General features: G+C 65.1%; 13 protein-coding genes and 1 pseudogene. 10 read left to right on the forward strand and 4 right to left on the reverse strand.

The features are described 5' to 3' along the window. Positions 1-26 precede the first annotated feature (26 nt). The gene (locus A3K89_RS17215; protein WP_068429073.1) at positions 27-659 is read left to right on the forward strand and encodes a TetR/AcrR family transcriptional regulator; all 633 of its coding nucleotides are present in this window, start codon (positions 27-29) and stop codon (positions 657-659) included. A gap of 35 nt (positions 660-694) precedes the next feature. Next, positions 695-1,921 (forward strand): alanine racemase, encoded by a 1,227-nt coding sequence (locus A3K89_RS17220; protein WP_084423879.1) that lies wholly within the window; start codon positions 695-697, stop codon positions 1,919-1,921. Here the strand turns inward: A3K89_RS17220 and A3K89_RS17225 are convergent. Further along, a pseudogene (locus tag A3K89_RS17225) lies at positions 1,918-5,306 on the reverse strand (TM0106 family RecB-like putative nuclease). The gene A3K89_RS17220 and the pseudogene A3K89_RS17225 overlap by 4 nt on opposite strands. A 56-nt stretch (positions 5,307-5,362) precedes the next feature. On the opposite strand from A3K89_RS17225, the gene A3K89_RS17230 reads away from it, so the two are divergent. Continuing rightward, positions 5,363-5,977, forward strand: coding sequence for an alpha/beta hydrolase (locus A3K89_RS17230; protein ID WP_068428228.1), 615 nt, complete (start codon positions 5,363-5,365; stop codon positions 5,975-5,977). A 37-nt stretch (positions 5,978-6,014) separates the two neighbouring features. Here A3K89_RS17230 and A3K89_RS17235 read toward each other — a convergent pair whose 3' ends face one another. Continuing rightward, a complete protein-coding gene (locus A3K89_RS17235; RefSeq protein ID WP_068428231.1) occupies positions 6,015-7,805 on the reverse strand; it encodes an AMP-dependent synthetase/ligase in 1,791 nt (596 codons plus the stop codon). A gap of 177 nt (positions 7,806-7,982) precedes the next feature. Beyond that, entirely contained in the window at positions 7,983-8,600 is a 618-nt protein-coding gene (locus tag A3K89_RS17240; RefSeq protein WP_068428234.1) for a phosphoribosyltransferase, read from the reverse strand. Positions 8,601-8,694: 94 nt separating this feature from the next. Here A3K89_RS17240 and A3K89_RS17245 point away from each other — a divergent pair, with 94 nt between their 5' ends. Beyond that, positions 8,695-10,503 carry a DEAD/DEAH box helicase gene (locus tag A3K89_RS17245; protein WP_068428238.1) on the forward strand — a complete coding sequence of 603 codons (1,809 nt, stop codon included), beginning with the start codon at positions 8,695-8,697 and terminating at the stop codon, positions 10,501-10,503. A gap of 576 nt (positions 10,504-11,079) precedes the next feature. Here A3K89_RS17245 and A3K89_RS17250 read toward each other — a convergent pair. Then, entirely contained in the window at positions 11,080-12,642 is a 1,563-nt protein-coding gene (locus A3K89_RS17250; protein ID WP_157105369.1) for a S1C family serine protease, read from the reverse strand. Positions 12,643-13,015: 373 nt separating this feature from the next. Here A3K89_RS17250 and A3K89_RS17255 point away from each other — a divergent pair, with 373 nt between their 5' ends. The 6 genes from A3K89_RS17255 to A3K89_RS17280 form a co-directional block, all read left to right on the forward strand. Further along, positions 13,016-13,195, forward strand: coding sequence for a hypothetical protein (locus tag A3K89_RS17255; RefSeq protein ID WP_068428241.1), 180 nt, complete (start codon positions 13,016-13,018; stop codon positions 13,193-13,195). A gap of 115 nt (positions 13,196-13,310) precedes the next feature. Further along, positions 13,311-14,825 carry a carboxylesterase/lipase family protein gene (locus A3K89_RS17260; RefSeq protein ID WP_068428244.1) on the forward strand — a complete coding sequence of 505 codons (1,515 nt, stop codon included), beginning with the start codon at positions 13,311-13,313 and terminating at the stop codon, positions 14,823-14,825. A 134-nt stretch (positions 14,826-14,959) separates the two neighbouring features. Beyond that, entirely contained in the window at positions 14,960-15,463 is a 504-nt protein-coding gene (locus A3K89_RS17265) for a 2Fe-2S iron-sulfur cluster-binding protein (RefSeq protein WP_068428247.1), read from the forward strand. Then, positions 15,460-16,455: an FAD binding domain-containing protein gene (locus A3K89_RS17270; protein WP_068428253.1), complete on the forward strand. Its 996-nt coding sequence runs from the start codon at positions 15,460-15,462 to the stop codon at positions 16,453-16,455. The genes A3K89_RS17265 and A3K89_RS17270 overlap by 4 nt, the downstream gene beginning before the upstream one ends. Next, entirely contained in the window at positions 16,452-18,521 is a 2,070-nt protein-coding gene (locus A3K89_RS17275; protein WP_068428256.1) for a xanthine dehydrogenase family protein molybdopterin-binding subunit, read from the forward strand. The genes A3K89_RS17270 and A3K89_RS17275 overlap by 4 nt, the downstream gene beginning before the upstream one ends. 217 nt (positions 18,522-18,738) lie before the next feature. After that, the coding region (locus A3K89_RS17280) for an IS30 family transposase (RefSeq protein WP_442978240.1) at positions 18,739-19,730 on the forward strand (992 nt) is incomplete at its 3' end.

Genomic DNA, 19,730 nt, shown 5'->3' on the forward strand with positions numbered 1-19,730 from the left:
AGGGGCTGCCCGCTTACTATCGGGGCATGCAGACCCGGCTGTCGGCGGACACGAGGCGTGCACAGCTGGTCTCGGCTGCCCTCGATCGCGCCGAGCGGGTCGGAATCGAGGCATTGACCGTCCGCGGTGTCGCCGACGAAGCGGGGGTGAGCCAGGGGGCGGTCTACTACCTGTTCGAATCGAAGGAGTCGCTCGTCATCGCGATGGGCGAGGGCCTCGTCGTCGACGTGACGCGAGCGCTGCAGGCTGCGTTCACCGACTCCGTCAATCTGCCGGGGGTTCCGGGTCTGCGAGAACTCGTGCACAGCGGGCTCAGCGCCATCTGGCCGATCGTCGAGAAGACCGCCGACCGGCAGCTTCTGTCCTACGAGATCAAGACCTACCTGCTACGCCATCGTGCGTTGGGGTCGGAGTTGGCCGCGTCCATCGCGACCGGGCAGTACCGCATCCGCGACGACGAGACCCTGCTGTTCTTCCAACGCTGCTCGGAGTTCACCGGCACGCGGTGGATCGAGCCCATCGAGGCCGTGGCGCGTTTCGGTATGGCGACGGTGGACGGGCTGATCCTGCGGTGGCTGGTCGACCACGACGACGTGGCGGTCATCGCCGCTCTCGACGATCTGTCCGGCATCATCGCCTCGAAGGCTGTAGAAGTGTGAGGACACTGCCTTCGGACGACAGGACGAGGAACTCCGTGACATCACTGCTGCCACGAACCGTGCACGGCCGTACCGCGTTGGACCGCATCGCAAGCGCCACCGAGTCGCTCCGACCACCGTTCGCGGCGGTCGACGCCGTCGCGCTCGACGCCAATGCCGCCGACCTGTGCCGTCGATCAGGCGGCATGCCGGTGCGCGTCGCGGCGAAGTCGGTGCGAACCCGAGCCGTGCTCGAACGGGTTCTCGGTCCCAATCTGACTGCAGGAGGCGGCTTTCGCGGGATCATGACCTACTCGCCCGCCGAAGCGCTCTGGCTCGCCCGGCTCGGTGCGCAGGACGTTCTGATGGGATATCCGACGGTCGACGCCGACTCCATCGCCGAGATCACCCGCGACAGAGTGCTGTCCGGGCGGATCACCCTGATGGTCGACGACGTGGCCCACCTCGACATCATCCGTGCCGCCGCCGGTTCCGACCGGATCAAGCCGCGTATCTGCATCGACGTCGACGCGTCCCTGCGGATCGGGCCACTGCATCTCGGGGTGCGTCGCTCGCCGCTCCGTGAGCCCGACCAGGTCGCCCGGTTCGCGGCGCGGGCGAAGGACCGCGGCTTCCGCGTCGTCGGAATCATGTTCTACGAAGCGCAGATTGCCGGGTTGCCCGATTCGAGTGTGGCCATCGAGCTGGTCAAGCGCGCGTCGGCCGCCGAGTTACGCACGCGCAGAGGAGCTGTCGTCGACGCAGTGACGGGCGTCGTCGGAGATCTGGAGTTCGTCAACAGCGGTGGGACCGGCTCGCTCGAGGTGAGCAGTGCGGACCCGGTCGTGACCGAGGTGACGGCAGGTTCGGGTCTGTTCGTGCCGACGTTGTTCGACCGCTACAAGGCGTTCGCGCCCAATCCTGCTCTGTACTTCGCACTTCCGGTCGTTCGGACGCCCACTCGCTCGGTGGCGACGGCGTTCGGCGGCGGGTACATCGCGTCGGGGCCTGCGTCGAAATCGAGGGTGCCGACGCCTGTCGCCGTCTCGTCCGCGGCGCGCGGCCTCCTGCTCGGCGGATTGAAACTGCTGCGCAACGAGGGTGCAGGCGAGGTACAGACACCCGTTGCCGGGGCCGGAATCTCGATCGGCGACCGTATCTGGTTCCGGCACGCCAAGGCAGGCGAGGTGTGCGAGCGGTTCGACGCGCTGCACATCGTCGAGTCCGACGGCAGCGTCACCACCGTGCCGACCTACCGGGGCGAGGGGAAGAACTTCGGCTAGCCGGTCTCGCCGAGTGCCATGAATGCGCCCAACGATTCGAGGCCGTGCGGTGTCGACGGGAGATACTGCGTCAGCGTCGACGACTGCACCAGCAATGCCGCCCACTGTCCGCGCGAGATCGCGACGTTGAGTCGGTTCTTCGACAGGAGAAAGCTTGCGCCCCTGGGTGATTCACCCAGGTTGGACGCGGTCATCGACACGATCGCGATCGGTGCCTCACGGCCCTGGAACTTGTCGACGGTTCCGACGAGCACGTCCCCCAGACCGGCGCCGTCGAGGTGTTCTCGAATGCGGGCCACCTGCGCGTTGTAGGGCGCGACGACGATGAAGTCGGTGGGTTCGAGGCCCCGGCTTCCGTCGTGGTTCTTCGGGTCGGTCCACTGCTTGCCGACGAGCTTCTCGATCTGTCGACGGATCTCGTCGGCTTCCTCGGGGGAGTCGGTGGTGTTCGCGTGATGGTCGACGTACACGGTGTGCAGGCCCGCGCGGAGTCCGACGAGGTTCCGCTGCAGCGTGTGCGCCTCGTTCGAGAAGAGCTTGCCCTCGTACGACAGAGCCGACACGGGTGCGCACAGGTCGGGGTGCATGCGCCATGTGCGACTGAGAAAGTAGCCGCGGTCCTCGGGCAGTGCGCCGTGCCCCGCCGACAGCCAGCCCAGAGCGGACTCGTCGACCGGTTCGGGGTGCGTGCCCTGACTGACCTGTGGTAGTTGCTGAGGATCGCCGAGCAGCAACAGATTTCGAGCGGATTGCGCGACCGCGATCGTGTTCGCGAGTGAATACTGTCCCGCTTCGTCGACGACGAGAAGATCCAGCGAGCCGGGTTCGACGCGATTCGAGTTGGAGAAGTCCCACGCCGTGCCGCCGACGACGCAGCCGTCCACGGAATCCCCGATGAACGACGGGTAATCGCCTTCACGGAGTTCGGTGAGTCCGTCGGGTGCCTTCTTCTTGCCGATCTGCTGCGCAGGAACACCGGCTTTCGCGATGCCCTGCAGTAGATTGTCGACGACCGAATGCGACTGTGCGACAACGCCGATCTTCCACCGATGCTCGCGTACCAGGGTCGAGATGACGGATGCGGCCGTGTACGTCTTGCCGGTTCCGGGAGGTCCCTGCACGGCCAGGTACGAGTTGTCCAGATCGAGCAATGCGGTGCGAATGGCCCCGATGTAGTCGCTGCCGACGAGCGTCGGAAGTGGCTTGCCGGACAGTGTTCTCGGTGTCGCTCGGGAGGTCAGGTCGGCGACGGCGGTCCGCGGAAGGTCCGGCAGTCCCCGCTGCACCTCCTCGGCGGCAGCGGTGATGGCGGCTTCCAGACTCGCCGACGGAATCGGCGACGTCGGAGCCAAAGCCATCGGAGGTCGGCGTACGGGTCCGCACCGGCGGCGAGCTTCTCGTCGACGACGACGAACGTGTCTCCGATTTCCACGACATCGCCTCGGCTGCACGAGCGATACGTCGGGTGCGGTTGTTCGAGGCCGTCCGGGGCAGGCAGGTCGTACAGCAGTCGCACGGACTTCTCGACGCCGCCGTTGCCGATCAGACGAAGACGTCGCCGGAGCAACTTCTGCCGTGGGGTCGTCTTCGACCACTCCGACTCGATCGTTCCCGACTCGACCACGAATACGTCTGCAGCGTCGGCCCATTCGTCGATCGGCTTCTGCAGCCGGTCGAAATGAGCCCACCAGAACGGTTTTCGCTCGCGACGGTGATATCCGATGGATCCGCCGTACAGCGCGACGGCCTGCCGCACCGCGTCTCGTTCGCCGATGCCGGCGAAGTCTCGAAGCGACTGTTCGAGTGGTGACGCTTGATCGTCGATCTCGAGGGGGATCTCGGAGATCGGATCTGGTGTGACGCCTGCCTCGGATGCCCTCTCCAGCAACCAGTCTCGCAGCCGGATGGTGGAGACGCAGTCGTACTCGTTGTAGTCGGCGATGGCCGACAGGACGGCGTCCGCCTCCTCGGTGCGGCCTTCGTCGCGCAGGTCGCACCAGTTGGCGTATTCGACGATCGACGCGGCCGCATTGGTGACGTCGCCGTCGCGATCGGCAGGCATGTAGAGCGGTTCGAGTTTCTTGATGCTGTACGAGCGTTCGCCGATCCGCATCGACGACCGGACGATCGGGTAGAGGTCGACGAGCACGTTCTGCCGCAGCAGATTGTCGACGACGTCCTCGCCGACGCCGTAACGTCCGGCGAGTCGAAGCAGGGCCGTCTTCTCGTACGCCGCGTAGTGGTAGACGTGCATGCCGGGGAAGCGTCGACGCCGTTCGACGACGTAGTCCAGGAAGTCTCCGAGCGCCTGGCGTTCCTGCGCGCGGTCGTGTGCCCAGAACGGCAGGAAGGTGCCGTCGGCTTCGAGCACGCCGAACAGGTACTCGAGGCCCCAGTCGTTGGAACCCGGCTCTGCCCACAACGGGTCACCCTCAAAGTCGAAGAAGATGTCGCCGGGGTCCGGTTCCGGGATCGAACCGAGTGCGTCGGCGTCGAAGATCTCGTATTCGGCGACGCCGCTGTCGGCCTGCGCGAGCTGCAGAGCCGCCTGCGAACGCAGGTTGGTCAGAATGCGATGCGAGATACCGTCCACGGAACCGTCGTGTGCTGCAAGTGTTCTCGTCGTCGTGATGCCCGCGTCGATCAGATGTGCTCGATGGCCACCGCTCAGCCCCGCCACGAGAAGAAGGTCGTCGCGCGCGACCACTTCTTCTTCGCACGCGTCGCACCTGCCGCACGCGGTGTACCGCGGATCGGCCCAGTCGACGGGTTCGTCGTCGGCGATGTGCTCGTCGAGAATGTCCTCGAGGTGTGCGCGCTGACGACGATAGACCGGCAGCAGGTCCTTGCGCGCGTGATCGGTGGTGGTGCCGTCACCGAGCATCAGGTGCAGCGAGTCGGCGACCTCGATGCCGTTCCGTTCGAGCGCGTCGGCGTACGCGGCGAGCTGGAGCAACGCAGGCACCCGAGCGTGCCGGGACAACTTCGTGTCGTAGACCGAATAGCCACGATCCTCCTTGACGAGGAAGTCGCAGAATCCGAGGAATCGTCCGTCGAAGAACGTCGCTTGGTACAGGACGTCGTAGCCCCACAACGCCGTTTCGACGGTGGCCGCGTTCGCGTCGGCGTAGGCGACACGCGTGCGCTCCGGCCGCGGCATGATCGACACACCGGCGCCGAACTGTTTCTGGAACGCCTCGAGTTGCCGACGTTCGTGCGCGAATCCGAGCGCCGATGTGCGTTCGAGCATCGGGTCGGCAGCAGCGACGCCTGCCTCGACCCGGCCGAGGTGCGCGTCGAGCGTGCGCAGCAGCGCGTACTCGCACACCGCTGCCGCGGAGAGGTCGCTCGCGCTGAAGACCACCCGGTCGTCGAGGAGGAACACGCGGACAACTGTAGGGGACTGCTGCGACATCGAACCGAGCCAGGCAAAATAGTCGAATGCCGTTTTTCGAAGGAGTCACCGGTGCTGTCCACTACCGCTCGTGGACCACAGCTCATCCACGTCTTGTCCTGGTGTTTCTTCATGGTCTCGGACAGAACAGCGGTCACTACCACCGTCTCGCCCGCGTGCTCAACGGCGAGAACATCGATGTCTGGGCCGTCGACCACGTCGGCCACGGACTGACCGAAGGGGAGTTGTCCGACGCGTCGCAGATCGGTGGTCTGGCCGACAACGCGCTACAGCTCGCCGAGATCGCCAGGTCCGAGCGCGCGGGCGTGCCGATGGCTCTGATGGGTCATTCCCTCGGCGCGGCGACGACGATTGCAGCCCTCCACAAGGATCCGGATCATTTCGTCTCCGCAGTGTTGTGCGGAACGCCGACGTCGACGACGGGTAAGGCCGGGGATCTGAATTCGTCGACCGTGCCGTTGCTGGCGATGCACGGTGTCGACGACCGAATGGCCCCGATCGACGCGGTGCGCGAGTGGATCCCGTCCGTCCCCGGTGCCCGGCTGAGGGAGTTCGAGAACGCCGGCCACGATCTCCTGCACGAGAAGGTCCACCGCACGGTCACGCTCGAAGCCGCGGATTTCCTGCTCTCTCACGTGTGACGTGCAGGCCGGGTACCTGCACGTCACACGAAAAGGACTACTTGGCGTAGATCGCCTCGATCTCGGCGCCACGCTCCTGATGGATGATGTTGCGCTTGAGCTTCATCGTCGGCGTGAGTTCGCCGGTCTCGACGGTGAAGTCGACCTCGAGGATCTTGTACTTCTTGATCTGCTCGGCCTTCGAGACCTTCTTGTTGGCGTCGGCGACGGCCTTGTCGATCTCGGCGACGAGGTCGGCGTGCTTCGACAGTTCGTCGAATGCGATGCCGTCGGCGATGCTGTTGCGTTCTTTCCACCCGGGAAGCGCCTCGGGATCCAGCGTGATCAGCGCGCCGATGAACGGCTTGGCGTCGCCGACGACGAGGCACTGGCTGATGAGGGCGTGCGCTCGAAGTGCGTCCTCGAGCACAGCGGGTGCGACGTTCTTGCCACCCGCGGTGACGATGATTTCCTTCTTGCGGCCGGTGATCGAGACGAAGCCGTCCTGGTCGATCGAGCCGAGGTCGCCGGTGTGGAACCAGCCGTCGACGATGGATTCGGCGGTCGCCTTGTCGTTGTGCCAGTAGCCACCGAAGACGACCGGTCCCTTGACGAGCAGTTCGCCGTCCTCGGCGATCTTCGCCGCGTGGCCGTTGATCGGCTTACCGACGGTGCCGACGCGCTGGTCCTTGGTGGTGTTGACGGTGACGGCCGCGCTGGTCTCGGTGAGTCCGTATCCCTCGTAGACCGGGATGCCGACGCCGCGGAAGAAGTGGCCCAGCCGTGCGCCGAGTGCTGCGCCTCCGGACACCGCGCGGTCGCATTCGCCACCGAGTGCAGCGCGGAGCTTCGAGTAGACGAGCTTGTCGAACAGCGCATGCTTGAGGTTCAGCACCAGGCCGGGGCCGCCCTTGTCCTTGGCCTCGCTCCACTCGATCGCGGTGGCGGCAGCCTTGTCGAAGATCTTGCCCTTGCCGCCGTCGTGCGCCTTCTGCTTCGCCGAGTTGTAGACCTTCTCGAACACACGCGGCACCGACAGGATGAAGTTGGGCTTGAAGAGGGCGAACTGGTCGAGCAGCGTCGAGATGTCGGAGGTGTGTCCGACGGTCGTCTTGGACTCGAATGCGCCGAACGAGATTGCACGGGCGAACACGTGTGCCATCGGGAGGAACATCAGCGTCCGCCTGCCCTCCTTCATCGCGTCGCCGAGTGCGAGCTGAACGGCCTTGGTCTCGGCGTAGAAGTTGGAGTGGGTGAGCTGCACACCCTTGGGCCGACCGGTGGTTCCGGACGTGTAGATGAGCGTCGCGGGCGACGACGCGGTGACCTGACCGCGGCGGGCATGCAGGTCCTCGTCGCTGACGTCCACGCCGCGGGTGGTCAACTCGTCGAGCGCGCCTGCATCGATCTGCAGAACCTCACGCAGCTCGGCGGCGCCTTCGGTGACCTCTTTCAACGCCTCCGCGTGGGCGGGAGTCTCGACTACGAGGAGCTTGGACGAGGAATCCTCGAGAATCCACTGCGCCTGATCGGGTGCGGACGTCTCGTAGATGGCAACGGTGCAGCCACCTGCGGTCCAGATGGCGTAGTCGAGGACGACCCACTCGTAGCGGGTGGCCGACAGGATGGCGACACGGTCGCCGAGTTCGATGCCCGATGCGATGAGGCCTTTGGCGACGCCTGCCACTTCCTGCGCGAACTGCTTCGCGGTGACGTCGACCCAGGAGCCGTTCACGAGACGCTGGAACGGCACCAGGTTGGGGGACTCCTTCTCGTACCGAAACACGGTATCGGCCATCGAGACATCATCAGGAATGGTGAATGATGCCGGCACAGAATATTCGCGCACTTGAATCCCCTCCGAAAAACTGACGTATAGGTGTGCATTTCATCACATTCCGAGCCGTAGTGCACTACCGATGGTTGTCCGGTTTGCGAATTTCCGACCTGTCCTGCGGAGTTAGGTGTGACTCGAATGCACAATAACCGTAACGGGTCACATTCTCGACACCGAGTGTCGGTTCGGTCACAGAAGCAGGGCGGTGACCTCGTCGTCCGTCAGTTGGTGAAAGTCGCCGTACGCAGCGCCGACGCCGTCGAGGTGGGACTCGACGCGGCACCGGACCTCGTTCACGAGCGGCTGGATGCGGGCAACCGCGTCGGGCGACGCGACCGGGACGGCCAACACGATTCCCGCCGCACCTTCGGCAGCGGCGACGCGGCAGGCTGCCTCCGCGGTGGCACCGGTCGCCATCCCGTCGTCGACGATCACCGCGAGCCTGCCCCGACGCGAGCGTGGGCCGTGGCGTCGCCACCGCTGCGCACGCCGCGCGAGCTCGATCTCTTCCTGACGTCTGACGTGGTCGATGTCGTCGGCCGTGATCCTCAGGTGATCGATGACGTCGCGGTTCAGGATCAGCGTGCCGTTCTCACCGATCGCGCCCATCGCGAGTTCGGGCTGTCCCGGTACTCCCAGCTTGCGGACAGCAATGACGTCGAGTTCGGCCCCGAGCGCGGAGGCGATCTCGGCCGCGACGGGCACGCCGCCTCGTGGCAGCGCCAGTACCAGCGGATTCTGCCCTGCGAGGTGACCGAGATCCTTGGCCAGGATGCGGCCGGCTTCCATACGATCGGCGAACATCATCACTGTCGACGCTAGAACGCCGGACGGCCGTTCGCTCGACAATCCAGCCACGAGGTCATCGGCGGTTCATGACAGGGACTAAACTCGGTTGTATATGAGCACAACAGAGCCGAATCAGGATGCCGCCGTGACGTCTGACGAGTCCAGTTCCACCAGCCCGGTTTCGTCCGACGACAGCGCACAGGCGACGTTCGCGGACCTCGGTATCGACGAGAGAGTCCTGAAGGCTCTGCATGCCGTCGGCTACGAATCTCCGTCGCCGATCCAGGCCGCCACGATTCCGCCGCTGATGAACGGCAGTGACGTCGTCGGCCTCGCGCAGACCGGAACGGGTAAGACCGCAGCGTTCGCGATCCCCATCCTGTCGCGCCTCGACGTCGAACGTCGGATCCCGCAGGCGCTGGTTCTCGCGCCGACGCGTGAGCTTGCGCTGCAGGTAGCCGAGGCGTTCGGCAAGTACGCTGCCAACATCCCCGGTCTGCACATCCTCCCGATCTACGGCGGCCAGGCCTACGGCATTCAGCTGTCGGGGCTGCGCAAGGGCGCGCAGATCATCGTCGGAACGCCGGGACGCGTCATCGACCACCTCGAGAAGGGGACGCTCGATCTGTCGCAGCTCGAGTACCTCGTCCTCGACGAGGCCGACGAGATGCTGAAGATGGGCTTCCAGGACGACGTCGAGCGCATCCTGTCGGACACCCCCGAGTACAAGCAGGTCGCGTTGTTCTCGGCCACCATGCCGCCCGCGATCCGCAAGATCTCGAAGCAGTACCTGCACGACCCGGTCGAGATCACCGTCAAGACCAAGACCACCACGTCGCCCAACATCACGCAGCGCTACGTGCAGGTCGCGCATCAGCGCAAGCTCGAGGCGCTCACTCGAATCTTCGAGGTCGAAGAGTTCGAAGCGATGATCATGTTCGTCCGCACCAAGCAGGCCACCGAGGAACTCGCCGACAAGTTGCGCGCACGGGGATTCTCGGCGGCCGCGATCAACGGCGACATCGTGCAGGCGCAGCGCGAGCGGACCATCGGTCAGCTGAAGAACGGCACGATCGACGTCCTCGTCGCCACCGATGTCGCGGCCCGTGGTCTCGACGTCGACCGCATCTCGCACGTCATCAACTACGACATCCCGCACGACACCGAGTCGTACGTGCACCGCATCGGCCGTACCGGTCGCGCGGGCCGCGCCGGTCAGGCACTGCTGTTCGTCGCGCCGCGGGAGCGGCATCTGCTCAAGGCCATCGAGCGCGCGACGCGTCAGCCCATCACCGAGATGCAACTGCCGAGCGTCGACGACGTCAACGCGCAGCGCGTCCAGAAGTTCGGCGACTCCATCACCGAGAGCCTGAACTCGCCCAACCTCGGTCTGTTCCGCAAGCTCATCGAGGACTACGAGCGCGAGCACGACGTGCCGCTCGCCGACATCGCCGCCGCGCTGGCCGTCCAGTCACGGGACGGCGAGGAGTTCCTGCTCAAGCCGGAGCCGCCCGCCCCGCCGCGTGCGCCTCGCGAAAAGCGCGAACCGCGCCCGCCCCGCAGCTTCGACGAGGATGCGGCCAGCTCGCATCACCGCAAGACCGGCCAGGCGATGGCGACGTACCGCATCGCCGTCGGCAAGCGGCATCACGTCGTGCCCGGTGCGATCGTCGGCGCCATCGCGAACGAGGGCGGCTTGCGTCGAAGCGACTTCGGGCACATCAGCATTCGGCCCGATCACTCGCTCGTCGAACTTCCCGCCGATTTGGCCGACGAGACCATGGAAGCCTTGCGGCGCACCAGAATCAGCGGCGTGTTGATTCAGCTGCAGCCCGACCAGGGTCCTCCCGGAGGAGGCCGCGGTGGTCGCGGCGGTGGCAAGTTCGGCGGCGACCGGCGGGGTAAGCGTCCGCGTAACTGATCTGCTCGCCGTCCCCTCCCTTTCGGCATCGATGGCCCGCCACAGCTGATAGACGGTGTGGATGGTTCATCGATGCGCAAGGTTGCCCGGTTTCCGACCGGATATGCGAATGCCTCGGATCGAATTCGATCCGAGGCATTCGGTTTATCGCGGACCGAGCTGTAAATAGAAACAGCGCAGTCGTTTTACTGTTCAGCGGATCCGCTGAAGAAGTCCAATGCGCCGAACAGGTCGGAGAAGGCGCCGAAGAAATCGGACAGGAATGCGAGGTCGAACATGGTGACTCCTTGCAATGAGGGGTGTGGAGCAGGCGCATCGGTGCGCCGCACCCCACGCTAGACGCTCGGTCCACCACGCAAAAGGGTGTAACGAAAAGTACTCTCGGCTTTAACAAAAGGGCCGTAGGTCGCTTTGTCGAATTCACCGATCGTTCACGGTGGTGACGAAAGACTCCTGAGGAATCGGAGTCAGCGAGAAAACCGAACGTCAGTATTGCGGAGAATGCCGTAGGCGCCGAATTCGAGATTGTGCATCCGATCGTGAATCGAATGCACAACCTCGATCTGTCGGAATTGTCTACAGCGCAACCGTGAAGCTGTTCATCACGCGGTCCGCCGCGTCGAGGTCGGCCTCGCTGTTGGCCTGTACGGCCACCAGGGTGAGGTAGCGACCCGAATCTGCCTTGGCCGCAACGAGAATGTACGTTGCTGCGGTCTCGCCGCATCCGGTCCACACCTCGAATCGGCCGGTGTGCAGCGCGTCGCTGTAGTCCTCGCGGCCGGTCGAGACGCATCCCGACTCCGGCAGAGACTTCGTCGCCCAGTTCAGCAGATCCTCCGGTGAGGAGTTGGACACCGCGGTGTCGGACGCCATCACCGACGTGCCGACCGCGCCCCACCCGCCCTGGTACTGCTCGAGATTCGAGCTCGCTTCGACGCCGTAGAAGTAGTTGTTCCGGTCGTCGACGAACTTGGTGCCGTCGACCTGGTTCCACCCCGCCGGGACGTCGACGCTGACGACACCGTCGTTGTCCTCGACCGTCGTGAACCCGCCGGTGCTGGTCTGCGAGACGCTGCTGCCGCTCTGCGGAGTCGACACCCGGGACGAGACGGTGGTGGTTTCCTCGATCGCGTCGCCGTTGATCTGACCACGTAGGTAGGAATCGGTCGAGGGGCGGTAGACCTCGACGGACAGCGTCGCGTCCTGGCCGTGGGTGCGCAGGACGCTGCAGTAGTCGGCCATCGTGCCGTCGGTTCCGAGGGTGACCCCTTCCATGCTGGTCAGCAGGTCGCCGGCTTCGATGCCTGCTTTGTCGGCAGCGGATCCCGACGCGACCGAGTTGACCCAGACGCCGAGGCCGGTGTCGGAGTCGTCGGTCAGTGCCTCGCCGTTGATGCCCAGGCTGAGGACGTTCTTGCCGTCCTTGAGATCGTCGACGACGTTCTGCACTTCGTCGCGATGGATGGCCATGTTGGTGTCGTACTTGTCGTTGCCCGCATAGTTGACGCCGACGAGTCGGCCGTCCGGGTCGACCAACGGGCCACCGGAGTTGCCGCTGCGAATCTTCGCGTCGTGCTCGATGACGTGGTCGAGTGAGGCCCACGGGGTGTCACCGGCCGTGTCGGCCTTGGACACGATGCCCTTGGTCATCGTGAACGTCGGATCGCCGAGAGGGTAACCGGCAGCGTAGATTTCGTCGGCGGTGTCGATCTCGCCCTCGTGGAAGGCGACGAACGGGAAGTCGTCGCCTTCGAGCTTCACGACGGCGAGATCGAGGCATTCCGACGAGCCGACGACGCGGGCGCCGAGTGTGTCGCTCTGGTCTCCGCCGCGCCAGACCTTCAGGGTGCCTGCACCGGTGACGACGTGGTTGTTGGTGAGTGCGTAACCGTCGGACGAGATCAGGAATCCGGAACCGCGTCCCGCAGCCTCGTATCCACCTTCCTGCGGGGAGACGAAGGTGCCGAGCGCTTCGAGCTGGATCGTCGCGGATTGCAGGTCGTCGAATTCGACGGCGCCGTCGGGAGCTGCCTCGGCGTCGCCACCGGTGCCGATGGAGAAGGAACATGCGGACAGGAGGGTGGCGCCGGCGATCAACGCCAGAGCGGATGCAGAGGCTCTGCGGGCTGTTGTAGTCATGGGAGGAACTGTGGCCGGGTCCACTTGGAGACCGGTTGTAAGCGACTTGGACTCGGGTGGAACGACGGCGTCGTGTCGGTGCGATCTCCTACAGTCCCGGCATCCCCCGCCCCGGACCGGTAGAAAGGCCATCACTTGCCCTCACACGCCTGGATAACCCTGTTGGTCGGGCTACTCGCCGTCGTCGGCGTGATTCTGACGGTCAACCAACGAACCCGCGCTGACAATCGAGCGAGCACCCGTTCATCGCCAGGACTGACCGGGACACACTTCAGGCGCTGGCCGATTGCGCTGTGACGGTAGCCGGCACTGACCTGGCGGAAACCGAACACACCAGCGACATTGGATCCCACAGTGCCTACAAGGAGCAGTCATGACGAGCACCGAAGCGCGCCGGTCCTGGACACCGGAGCAAAAGCGCCGAGTTCGCGCGGCCGCCGCAGGAGCGTCCATCAAGCTGCGCGAATACGACAACAAGCCCGTCCCTCAGTGGCTTCGCGACATAGCAGCAGGTGAGGATACCGCTCTGACCGACAAGCCCGATCGTTTGTAGGTAGGTCGGCTTCCATCGTCCTCCGGTCGTTCTGCGAAGTCACCGGTAGTTCGCTCGTGAAAAAGGCGAACCTCAACACCCCGCGTGGATCTCGTCCGTGACGCATGATTGCACGGTGATCGCGCAGACTCGGTACGGCCAGGTGGAAGGCGTCGTCGACGACGGCATCGTCGTGTGGAAGGGAGTGCCCTACGCGGCACCGCCCGTCGGTGATCTCCGATTGCGGGCACCTCGGCCGCCGGAACCGTGGACGGGCGTGCGGGCGGCGACCGAGTTCGGACACATCGCGCCGCAGAGCGCGCACGGTCCGATGCCGATCGATCCGGGATTGACGCTCGGGGAGGACTGTCTGACCCTCAACGTCTGGGCACCGGAGCGGGAGTGGAGCCTGCGGAATGACCCGGTGGGCAAGAGCGCGAGCGGGCTTCCGGTCATGGTGTGGATTCACGGCGGTGCGTACTTCATCGGGTCGTCTGCGCAACGTATGTTCGACGGCCGCAACCTGGTTCGGCAGGGCGGCGTCGTACTCGTGACGATCAACTACCGCCTCGGGGCGCTGGGTTTCCTGGACTTCTCGTCGTTCGGGGACTTCGACACGAACCTGGGTCTCCGTGACCAGATCGCTGCGCTCGAATGGGTGCGCGACAACATCGGTGCATTTGGCGGCGACCCGTCGAACGTGACGCTGTTCGGTGAATCCGCAGGGGGCGGCGCCGTCACGACCCTGCTGACGTCGCCTGCTGCCGACGGTTTGTTTCATCGTGCGATCGCGGAGAGCTCGCCTGCGACGTCGGTCTACGGCGCAGCGCGAGCGTCGTCGATCGCGGAGCGTTTTCTCGAACTGGCCGAGGTGAAGGCGGACCGGCTGCGTGAGCTGTCCGTCGACGACTTCGTTAGGGTCGGCGCCGAGCTGGTTCGGGACATTCCGTCGAAGGTGCCCGGAACGTTGGCGGTGGCACCGACCGTGGACGGCGACATCGTGCCGCACTATCCGGTGGCGTCGTTCCAGAAGGGGAGGCAGGTGCAGGTGCCTCTGCTGATCGGGACCAACCGGGACGAAGCGTCGCTATTCAAGTTGATGAAGTCGCCGTTGATGCCGATCACACCCGACAAGATTCACGAGATGTTCCAGGCCATCGCCGCTGATCACCCACAGTTGCCGGAGGACGAGGAGGCCGAGATCGCGCTCGCGTACCCGCACTATCCTTCGAAGAGGACGGCGATGGAGATCTCCCGCGACGCGGCGTTCCGCATGCCGACCTTGTGGATCGCGGAGGCGCACAGCCGGGTCGCTCCGACGTACGTCTATCGGTTCGACCATGCATCGCCGCTGTTCAGGCTGACCGGAATCGGCGCGACGCACGGTACCGAGGTGCCGTACGTGTTCGGCAACTTCGGTGTCATTCCGAAGGATCCGACGTACAAACTCGGCGGTCGCAGAGCTGCGCAGACCGTCGCACGGCGCATGCAGCAGCGGTGGATCGACTTCGCGCACGGCCGCGAGCCGTGGACGAGGTACGACGAGACCGCACGGACGACACTGTTGATCGACAAGCAGGACCGGGAGGTCGACGATCCGGACTACGAGCTCCGGCGGGCGTGGGGCGAGGAGGTCGTGGCCTTCACCTGAGCCCCCATGTGCGCGCGAATGTATAGCGGGCTATACATTCGCGCGCACGGGTAATCTTTTGGATACCCTAACCTTCGTTGGGCCGCAGGGCGTTTGAACGTTTGACGGCCCAGGCGCAGGGTAACCGAGCGGCCATGAGCAGAGTCACACTCCGCGTGAACGGCGCCGACCACGACATCGACTGCGACGTGCGGACCACGCTGCTCGATGCACTCCGCGAACACCTCGACCTCATCGGCGCCAAGAAGGGCTGCGATCACGGACAGTGCGGCGCGTGCACGGTCCTGGTCGACGGCAGGCGCATCAACAGTTGCCTCGCCTTGGCGATCGGGTACCAGGGCCGCGACATCACCACCGTCGAGGATCTCGCCGACGGAGATGTTCTTCACCCGGTCCAGCAGGCCTTCATCGACAACGACGCGTTCCAGTGTGGCTACTGCACGTCGGGACAGATCTGCTCCGCCGTCGGCATGCTCGAAGAAGCCAAACAGGGGTGGCCCAGCGCGGTCACCGACGACCCGCCCGAGGCCGACGTCGAACTCGATCGCGACGAGGTCCGCGAACGCATGAGCGGCAACCTCTGCCGATGCGGCGCCTACGCGAACATCATTCCGGCGGTGCTGGAGGCAGGCCGATGAGGACGTTCGCCTACGACGTCGCAACCGATGTCGACGACGCCATAGCCCGACTCGCTGCCGACCCGGGCGCCTCTCTTCTCGGCGGCGGAACGAACCTCGTCGATCTGATGAAACTCGGTGCGACGCAGCCGTCCTCGCTCGTCGACGTGTCACGCCTGCCGCTGACCGAGATCGACGTCGCCGACGACGGTTGTCTGCACGTCGGTGCTGCGGTCACCAACAGCGATCTGGCTGTGCATCCCGTTGTGCGCAGCCGTTATCCGGTGCTGTCGCGAGCGTTGCTGTCCGGCGCGTCGGGCCAGCTCCGCAACATGGCCACGACTGGCGGCAACCTGTTCCAGCGCACCCGTTGCGTCTACTTCATGGACGCGAGCAAGCCGTGCAACAAGCGTGAGCCCGGATCCGGTTGTCCTGCAATCGAGGGTGAACATCGCAACCTCGCCATTCTCGGGGCGTCGGAACACTGCGTTGCGACGCACCCCTCCGACATGGCGGTCGCGCTCACGGCGCTCGATGCAGTCGTCGTCGTCGCGGGACCCGGTGGGACACGCACGGTTCCGATCGGCGAGCTCTACCGCCTGCCCGGCGATACGCCGCAGAAGGACACCAGGATCGAACACGACGAGATCGTGACCGGACTTCGCATCCCCGCGCTTCCCCCAGGCACGATGTCGATGTACCGCAAAGTGCGCGACCGGGCGTCGTATGCGTTCGCGCTGGCGTCCGTCGCGGCGGTGTTGCGGGTGGAGGACGGCCAGGTGACCGAGGCGCGCATCGCGCTCGGCGGTGTTGCGCACAAGCCGTGGCGTGCATACACGGCCGAGGGGGATCTGCTGGGGCGCCTCGCCAGGCACGAGGTGTTCAGAGAGGCCATCGATCTCGAATTGAAGGCGGCACATCCGTTGCGCGACAACACGTTCAAGATCCCGTTGGTTCGCAATCTCGTGACCGAGGCGTTGACCGAACTGACCCGCAGGGAGGCATCGGTATGAGCACGGCAGCCATCGGTCAGCCCCTCGCGCGCACCGAGAGCATCGCCAAGGTCACCGGTGCTGCGCGGTACGCAGTCGACCAACCGGTCGACGCGGCCACGGCTTACTGCGCCATCGTGCCCGCGACGATACCCACGGGCAGGGTCGTCGACGTGCGAGCCGACGATGCCGTCACCCTGCTCTGGCACCGCAACGCGGAGAAGCTCGGTGAGATCGAGGACGGCGAACTCGCTGTGCTGCAATCGGATCGGGTGTTCTACCGCGGTCAGGTGGTGGCAATCGTCGTCGCCGACTCGCTGGAAGCGGCGTGGGATGCAGCGAAACGCGTCCAGGTTACGTACGCGGACGAGCAGACGCCGGACAACGGTCTGTCGGCGGAGCATCCGTCGCTGTTCGCGCCGGAGTCGGTCAACGCAGGATTTCCGACGGACGTGACCGAAGGAGACCCGGATGCGGCGCTGGCGTCGGCGGCTCATGTCGTCGACCGGTGGTATTCGACGGCTGCCAATCACAACAATCCGATGGAACCACACGCAACTACTGCCGAGTGGTCGAACGCCGTTCTGACCGTGTGGGATTCGACGCAGGCGCCGTCCGGTGTGCAGGGCGATCTGGCGACTCTCTTCGGTCTCGATTCCTCGGCCGTGCGGGTCGTGTCCGAGAACGTCGGCGGCGGTTTCGGCTCCAAGGGCAGCACGAGGCCCAACGCGGTGTTGGCGGCGATGGCGGCCCGTGCGACCGGACGAAAGATCAAGCTCGCACTGCCGCGGCAGTCGCTGTTCGATCTCGTCGGATACCGCACACCGACGATCAACCGTTTCCGCCTCGGTGCCGACGAGAACGGCAAACTCACCGCGCTCGTGCATGACTCGTACCAGCAGACGTCGCATGTGTTCGAGTTCTGTGAACAGACGTCCGAGTCGTCGCGCCACATCTACGCGTCGCCGAACCGTCGTACGACGCATCGGTTGGCCGTCCTGGACGTTCCGACGCCGCGGTGGATGCGCGCGCCGGGGGAGGCGCCCGGAATGCTCGCGCAGGAGACGGCGATCGACGAGTTGTCCTACGCCGTCGGCATCGACCCGATCGAATTGAGAATCCTGAACGAACCCGATGTCGATCCCGCGAGCGGCAACCGATTCTCGTCGCGCAGCCTCGTCGAGTGTCTTCGTACCGGTGCCGAGCGATTCGGGTGGTCCGAGCGCGACCCTCGCCCCGGTCACCGACGCGACGGCCGCACACTGATCGGGATGGGTGTCGCCACGGCGAGTTACCCCGTGCTGATCAGTCCGTCGTCGGCGTCGGCGTCGCTGGGTGAGGACGGCTCGATCACGGTGTCCGTGGCCGCGTCGGACATCGGTACCGGAGCGCGGACGGTGCTGCGGCAGATCGCCGCCGATGCGCTCGACGTATCCGCCGATCGTGTCGAGCTGAAGCTCGGTGACAGCGCGCTGCCGAAAGCCCCTGGTGCAGGCGGTTCTTCGGGAACCTCGTCGTGGGGTTGGGCCGTCACCAAGGCGTGCAGGACGCTCGTCGAACAGGTAGGGCCGATCGCCGACGCGACAGGGCCTGCCGAGGTGTCCGTCGACACCTCCGACGACCTGGAAGAGCAGAAAGAGCTGGCGCGCATGGCGTTCGGCGCACACTTCGCCGAGGTGGAGGTCGACGTCGACACCGGTGAGGTGAGGGTGAGGCGCATGCTCGGCGTGTACGGGATCGGGCGGGTGATGAATCCGAGGTTGGCGCGATCGCAGCTGATCGGCGGGATGACGTTCGGGCTCGGGATGGCGCTGATGGAGGTGGGCAACACCGATCGCGAGTTCGGCGGCTTCTCCAACCACGACCTCGCCGAGTATCACGTGCCGGTGTGCGCGGACACGCCCGACATCGACGCGATCTGGGTCGAGGAGAACGACGACGAGCTGAATCCGATGGGCGGCAAGGGGATCGGGGAGATCGGTATCGTCGGCTCACCGGCGGCGATCGGCAACGCCGTCTACCATGCGACGGGTGTGCGGGTGCGAGATTTCCCGATCACCGTGGACAAGGTGCTGCCGCACCTGTGAGTGCGAATGTACAGAGGGCTATACGGCGGTCTCAAGCAGTCATCGCAACGTGCCTGATCATTGAGGGATGGTTGCGATGGGACGTCCGGTGTACACCCATGAGGTGCGGATGCTGTTCTGGGTTCTGTTGGGTTGGGGCTCGACGGTGAAAGAGGCCGCCGAGGTGGCGGTCTCAAGCAGTCATCGCAACGTGCCTGATCATTGAGGGATGGTTGCGATGGGACGTCCGGTGTACACCCATGAGGTGCGGATGCTGTTCTGGGTTCTGTTGGGTTGGGGCTCGACGGTGAAAGAGGCCGCCGAGGTGATCGGTATGGCGGAGATGACCGGTCACCGGTGGGTGCAGGATCGTGGCGGTGTTCGTCCCCGGGCGACACCGCTACCGTCGGGCCGCTTCCTGTCGTTGACCGAGCGCGAGTTCATCGCCGACTACATCGGCGACGGGTGGACGATGACCGCGGTGGCGAAAGCCCTCGGCCGCGCCACCTCCACCGTCAGCCGAGAACTTRAGCGCCACAAGCTATATCGAGGACGTTACGGCGCCAACGCGGCCCACCGGCAGGCGCAGGCATCGGCGAAACGGCCCAAGATTTCGAAGCTGGAATCGAATCCTCGGTTGGCAGCCGAGGTGCGGGCGCGGCTCGAGAAGGATCATTCTCCCGAGCAGATCGCGCATAGTCTGAAGATCGACTTTCCAGACGATCCGGAGATGCACGTGTCGCACGAGACGATCTACCAGACACTGTTCGTGCTGGGCAGGGGCGGTTTGAAGAAGGAGCTGGCCAGCCATCTTCGGACCGGCCGTACACGCAGGTACGGGCACAAGAAGCATCGCGAWYCACGCTCGAAGATCGCCGGMATGATCAACATCGCCGAACGTCCCGCCGAAATTGAGGATCGCAGCGTCCCCGGGCATTGGGAAGGCGATTTGATCATCGGCAAGAACGGCGGATCCTCGATCGGGACGTTGGTCGAACGCACCACACGGCTGGTGTTGCTGTTGCATCTGGTGTTGCTGTTGCATCTRCCGTGCGGTCATTCCGCTACCCAGGTCGCCGAGGCGATGACCGCGAAGATCATGGAATTACCTGCTGCGCTTCGGCGTTCGATCACCTGGGATCAGGGACGGGAGATGTCCGGGCATGCCCAGTTCACCGTCGACACAGGGGTGCAGGTCTACTTCTGTGACCCGCACTCCCCGTGGCAACG

This window comes from Rhodococcoides kyotonense (assembly GCF_001645385.1).
GTDB classification, from domain to species: domain Bacteria; phylum Actinomycetota; class Actinomycetes; order Mycobacteriales; family Mycobacteriaceae; genus Rhodococcoides; species Rhodococcoides kyotonensis_B.

What these genes read in the sequence shown, in the direction of transcription:
- A3K89_RS17215 (WP_068429073.1), top strand. Translation starts at nt 27, where the DNA reads ATGCAGACCCGGCTGTCGGCGGACACGAGGCGTGCACAGCTGGTCTCG.
- A3K89_RS17230 (WP_068428228.1), top strand. Translation starts at nt 5,363, where the DNA reads ATGCCGTTTTTCGAAGGAGTCACCGGTGCTGTCCACTACCGCTCGTGG.
- A3K89_RS17240 (WP_068428234.1), bottom strand. Translation starts at nt 8,600, where the DNA reads ATGATGTTCGCCGATCGTATGGAAGCCGGCCGCATCCTGGCCAAGGAT.
- A3K89_RS17245 (WP_068428238.1), top strand. Translation starts at nt 8,695, where the DNA reads ATGAGCACAACAGAGCCGAATCAGGATGCCGCCGTGACGTCTGACGAG.
- A3K89_RS17250 (WP_157105369.1), bottom strand. Translation starts at nt 12,642, where the DNA reads ATGACTACAACAGCCCGCAGAGCCTCTGCATCCGCTCTGGCGTTGATC.
- A3K89_RS17255 (WP_068428241.1), top strand. Translation starts at nt 13,016, where the DNA reads ATGACGAGCACCGAAGCGCGCCGGTCCTGGACACCGGAGCAAAAGCGC.
- A3K89_RS17265 (WP_068428247.1), top strand. Translation starts at nt 14,960, where the DNA reads ATGAGCAGAGTCACACTCCGCGTGAACGGCGCCGACCACGACATCGAC.
- A3K89_RS17270 (WP_068428253.1), top strand. Translation starts at nt 15,460, where the DNA reads ATGAGGACGTTCGCCTACGACGTCGCAACCGATGTCGACGACGCCATA.
- A3K89_RS17275 (WP_068428256.1), top strand. Translation starts at nt 16,452, where the DNA reads ATGAGCACGGCAGCCATCGGTCAGCCCCTCGCGCGCACCGAGAGCATC.